Origin of the sequence: Pseudonocardia sp. SID8383 (assembly GCF_009864975.1) — a bacterium.
Lineage (GTDB): Bacteria > Actinomycetota > Actinomycetes > Mycobacteriales > Pseudonocardiaceae > Pseudonocardia > Pseudonocardia alni.
Genome location: NZ_WWFY01000361.1, coordinates 1 through 3,680, shown reverse-complemented (window position 1 = coordinate 3,680; position 3,680 = coordinate 1). Strand labels below are relative to the sequence as shown.

Annotated in this window: 1 protein-coding gene; it reads right to left on the bottom strand. The window is 76.7% G+C overall.

What is annotated here, in order from left to right:
- A partial coding sequence (locus tag GTW08_RS08690) for a type I polyketide synthase (RefSeq protein WP_161151747.1) occupies window positions 1–3,680 on the bottom strand: 3,680 nt, incomplete at both ends.

Genomic DNA, 3,680 nt, shown 5'->3' with positions numbered 1-3,680 from the left:
GCTGCGGGTACTCCAGCGCCGCGACCCGCCCCAGGCCCCAGATCGCGGCCTGCAGCGGCCGTGCCGGGCGGTCGGTGGTCCCGGTGGAGACCGCGCCGCGGGTGAGGCACCACAGCGGGGCGTCGACCCCGGCGTCCCCGAGGGCCTGGAGCAGGCCGGTGGTGAGCCCGACCCCGTCGGGGACGTCGCCGGTGAGCTCGTCGCGCAGCGCGAGCAGCGACACGACCCCGGCGACCGGGGTCCCGGCGGGCAGCTGCGCGGTGAGTGCGGCGGCGACCACCGCGCGGTCGGTGGAGCCGGTCTCGACGGTCACGACGGCGGTGCCGATCCCGTCGAGCACCGTGGTCACCCACGGGTCGACGGCGGTGCCCTCCGGGAGCACGGCCAGCCAGGTGCCCTCGGGGGTGCGGCGCCGCCCGGTCGCGGAGCCGGTCAGCCGCTTCCAGACGATCCGGTGCCGCCAGCGGGCCAGCCGGGCCTCCTGCGCCCGGCGGCTGCGCCAGTCCATCAGGGCCGGCAGCACCGCCGACAGCGCCGCGCCCTCGACGTCGAGCTGTGTCTCGAGTGCGGAGAAGTCCTCCTGCGCGACGGCCTCCCAGAAGGCGGCGTCGATCTCGTCGGGGGTGCCCGGGCCGGCGGGCGCGACCGCCCGGGTCTCCTGGCCGGGCATGACGTCCGGCCAGAACCGGTCGCGCTGGAACGGGTAGGTCGGCAGGTCGACCCGGCGGGTGTCGTGGCCGGCGAAGAACGCCTCCCACCGGGGGCCCGCGCCGTGGGTGTGCAGCCGGGCGAGCGCGGCGACCAGGGTCGCCTCCTCGTCGCGGTCGCGGCGCAGGGCGGGGACGGCGAGCGCGTCCGGCGCGCTGCGCGGCACGAGTGCCGACAGGACCGCGTCCGGGCCGAGCTCGAGGAAGGTGCTGACGCCGCGGGCGGCGAGTGCACGGACACCGTCGGCGAACCGGACGGTGCCCCGGACGTGGCGCACCCAGTACTCCGCCGAGCAGAGCTCGTGCGCCGCGGCGACGGCGCCGGTCAGGTTGGACACCACCGGGATGCGCGGCTCGTGGTAGTCGAGCTCCTCGGCGACCGTGCGGAACTCGGCGAGCATCGGGTCCATCCGGGCCGAGTGGAACGCGTGGCTGACCTGCAGCCTGCTGGTGCGCCGTCCCTCGCCGGCGAGGACCGCCGCCAGGGCGGTCACCGCGTCGTCGTCACCGGACAGGACCACCGAGCCGGGCCCGTTCACCCCGGCGATCGCGACGCCGTCGGTGAGCAGCGGGGTCACCTCGTCCTCGTCGGCCTCGACGGCGACCATCGCGCCCCCGGCCGGGAGCGCCTGCATCAGACGGGCGCGGGCGGCGACCAGCCGGCAGGCGTCGTCGAGGTCGAGGACCCCGGCGACGTGCGCGGCGCTGATCTCGCCGATCGAGTGCCCGGCCACGAAGTCCGGGCGGACCCCCCAGGACTCGACGAGCCGGTACAGCGCGACCTCGACGGCGAACAGCGCCGGCTGGGTCGCCCCGGTCTCGGCGAGGGCGTCGGCGTCGGTCCCCCACATCGTGTCGCGCAGCGGCCGGTCGAGGTGACCGTCGAGCCGGGCGAGCACCGCGTCGACGGCGTCGGCGAACACCGGGTGCCGTTCGTACAGCTCGCGGCCCATCCCGAGCCGCTGCGCGCCCTGCCCGGAGAACAGGGCGGCGCTGCGGCCGCTGCGCTCCAGGCGGTGGGTCGCGACCTGCGGTGCGGTGTCGCCGTGGGCGACGGCGGTGAGCCCTGCGAGGAGCTCGTCGCGGCAGGTGGCGGTGACCGCCGCCCGGTGGTCGAACGTCGCACGGCTCGTGGCCAGGGCGCGGGCCAGGTCGCGCAGCCGCAGGTCCGGGTGCTCGCCGAGGTGGGCGACCAGCTCGTCGGCCTGGGCACGCAGCGCGGCCTCGGTGCGGCCGGACAGCAGGACCGCGACCGCGCCGGGGTCGTCGGGGGTGTCGTCGGCGCGCCGGACGACGTCGGCGTGCGGGGGCTGCTCCAGGATGGCGTGCGCGTTCGTGCCGCTCGCGCCGAAGGAGGACACCGCGGCCCGGCGCGGACGCCCGGTCTCGGGCCACCCGGTGGGCGCGGTGAGCAGCTGTGCGTCGCCCGCGGTCCAGTCCACGTGCGAGGACGGGTTCTCCGCGTACAGCGAGCGCGGCAGCACGCCGTGCTCCATGGCGAGCACCATCTTGATGACGCCGCCGACGCCCGACGCGGCCTGGGTGTGGCCGATGTTCGACTTCAGCGAGCCGAGCAGCACCGGCCGGTCGCGGTCCTGCCCGTAGGTGGCGAGCAGGGCCTGGGCCTCGATCGGATCGCCGAGGGTGGTGCCGGTGCCGTGCGCCTCGACGGCGTCGACCTCGCCCGGGGTGAGCCGGGCGTTGGCCAGCGCCTGGCGGATGACGCGCTGCTGGGCCGGTCCGCTGGGTGCGGTGAGGCCGTTGGAGGCGCCGTCCTGGTTGATGGCCGAGCCGCGCAGCACCGCGTGGACGCGGTGGCCGCGGCGGCGGGCGTCGGAGAGCCGTTCGACGACCAGCATGCCGACGCCCTCGGACCAGCCGGTGCCGTTCGCGTCGTCGGAGAAGGCGCGGCAGCGACCGTCCGGCGACAACGCGCCCTGCGCGCTGAACTCGACGAACCCGACCGGGGTGGCCATGACGGTGACGCCGCCGGCCAGCGCGATCGAGCACTCCCCCGCCCGCAGGGCCTGCGCCGCGAGGTGCAGCGCGACCAGCGACGAGGAGCAGGCGGTGTCCACCGAGACCGTCGGGCCCTGGACACCGAAGGTGTAGGCGACGCGGCCCGACAGCAGGCTGGCGGACTGGGCGGTCTGCCACTGCCCGGCCTCGGCGGGCGGCCGGTAGTCACCGGAGCCGCCGCCGACGAACACGCCGTACTCGGCGCTGCCCCGCAGCGACGACGGGTCGATCCCAGTGCGCTCCAGCGCCTCCCACGAGGTCTCCAGCAGGATCCGCTGCTGCGGGTCCATCACCAGTGCCTCGCGCGGCGAGACGCCGAACGGTCCCGGGTCGAAGTCGGTGGCGTCGTGCAGGAACCCGCCCTGGGCCGTGGCGCTGCGGCCGGGGCCGTCACCGGCGAGGGTCTCCAGGTCCCAGCCGCGGTCGTCGGGGAACGCCCCGACGGCGTCGACGTCGTCGGCCATGAGCTGCCACAGGTCCTCGGGCGAGGCGACGCCACCCGGGTACCGGCAGGCCATGCCGACGATGACGATCGGGTCGTCCCCGGTGGCGGACGCGGCGAGGGTGACGGGCTCGGCGGCACCGTCACCCCCGCCGAGCAGCTCGCCGCGCAGGTGCGCGGCCAGCGCGGCGGGGTTCGGGTGGTCGAAGACCAGGGTGGCGGGCAGCGCGACACCGGTGGCGGCGGTGAGCTGGTTGCGCAGGTCCACCGCGGTGAGCGAGTCGAAGCCGAGGTCCCGGAAGGGCAGGTCGGGTTCGAGCGGCTCGCCGTCGGTCAGACCGAGCACCGTCGTCGCCGTCGCGGCGACGAGGTCGAGCAGGATCGTGTCCCGCTCCGCCTCGGGCTGCTCGGCGAGCCACTGCCCGTACCCGCTCGCGGCGGCCTCGCGGCCGGCCCGCTCGCGGGCCGCGCCGGACAGCGCGGTGCGGGCCTCGGGCAGCGCGTCGAACAGG